Origin of the sequence: Ruicaihuangia caeni, assembly GCF_029952955.1 — a bacterium.
GTDB lineage: Bacteria > Actinomycetota > Actinomycetes > Actinomycetales > Microbacteriaceae > Ruicaihuangia > Ruicaihuangia caeni.
This window is the reverse complement of the sequence record NZ_JASATX010000009.1, coordinates 1-1,341: the sequence shown is the minus strand read 5'-3', so window position 1 is coordinate 1,341 and position 1,341 is coordinate 1. Positions and strand designations below refer to the sequence as shown.

At 66.9% G+C, this 1,341-nt stretch carries 1 pseudogene; it reads right to left on the bottom strand.

Annotation, left to right across the window (positions count from 1 at the left end):
- Window positions 1-61 precede the first annotated feature (61 nt).
- Window positions 62-1,282 (bottom strand): annotated as a pseudogene (locus QF206_RS12495) (integrase core domain-containing protein).
- Window positions 1,283-1,341: the final 59 nt, after the last annotated feature.

The following is a 1,341-nucleotide window of genomic DNA, read 5'->3' as shown; positions in this document are numbered from 1 at the left end:
ATGTGATGTCTCAAGACATCGTGAACGCTCCGAACCCACAATTTTGGGTTCGGAGCGTTTGTCATTTCGCTGTCGCCGGTCGGGCTGGTCCTTTGGGTTTGCCGGTGGGCTGGTAGTCGCGGTTCGGGTCGAGGGTGAGCTCGCGGAGGAGTTCGCCGGTGGCGGCGTTCACGACCCGGATTTCGAGGTCCTGGGTGAGCAGGATGACGTGGGTTCGGGCGTGGGTTCGGCCGATGCCGATGTGGTGCAGGTTGCCGTTGTGGCGGAGGGTGACGACGCCGGAGTCGTCGATGCGGTCGCGACGGATCCGGTCGTGCGTGTCGGCGCTGCGGTCACGATTCGGGGTCGCTTTCGGTCGTGCCCGGTAAGCCGCGGCCGGGGTTGCCTGGTGCGGCAGGGAGCGGTGCGGCCGGTGCTGGTTGTAGGTGTGGAGGAACGCATCGATCAGCTGCTGCAGTTCGGGCAGGGTCGCCGGCTGCGCGGGCTGGGCGGTGAGCCATTTCTTCATCGTCTGCTGGAAGCGTTCAACCTTGCCTTGCGTGGTGGGGCTGTTGGGGCGGCCGTTTTTCTGGGTGATGCCGCGGCGTCGCAGCTCGGCTTCGAGGGCGGTGCGGCCGCCGCGGCGGTGCTGGCTGGCGAGCCGGACGGTGTAGACGAGGCCGTTGTCGGTCAGTGTTGACGCGGGGTAGCCGTGCAGGTCGGCTGCGGCGGTGAAGGTGTCGAGGACGATTCTCGAGGTGATCGTCTGGTGCGCGGAGGCGTGGAGGACGTAGCGGGAGTGGTCGTCGAGCCAGGTGATGATCGCGGTGTCCTCGCCCGGGGCGCCATCGGGCTCGGTGAGCCGGTAGTGGGTGAAGTCGGACTGCTAGCACTCGTTCGGCAGCTCCGCCGCAAACCGCAGGTAGGAGGACTTCGGCCGCTTCTTCGGCTCGGGGATGACTCGACCGGCGCCGGTGAGGATCCGGTTGATCGTCGCCCGGGACAACGTGACGTGGTGGTGGTGTTCCAGGTGCCAGGCGATCGTGTCCGCGCCGGCATCGAGACCTGCCGTCGACAGGGTCGACCGCAGCCGCAGCACGAGGTCGCTCACCTCAGGCGGCGTGGCGGTGGGGCTGCGGTGCGGGCGTTTGGATCGGGGCTGGAAGGCGGTGTCGCCTTCTTCACGCCACCGCTTCACTAGGGTGCTCACCCATCCGGTGGAAACCCCGTAGGTGCGGGCGACTTCGGCTTGGGAGCGACCTTCGACAACGACAGCGGTGATGACCAGACGGGCTCGCGACACCGCTGATTCTGGCGTGCCGGAGCGTTCACTATGTCTTGAGACATGCGTTCACGATGTCC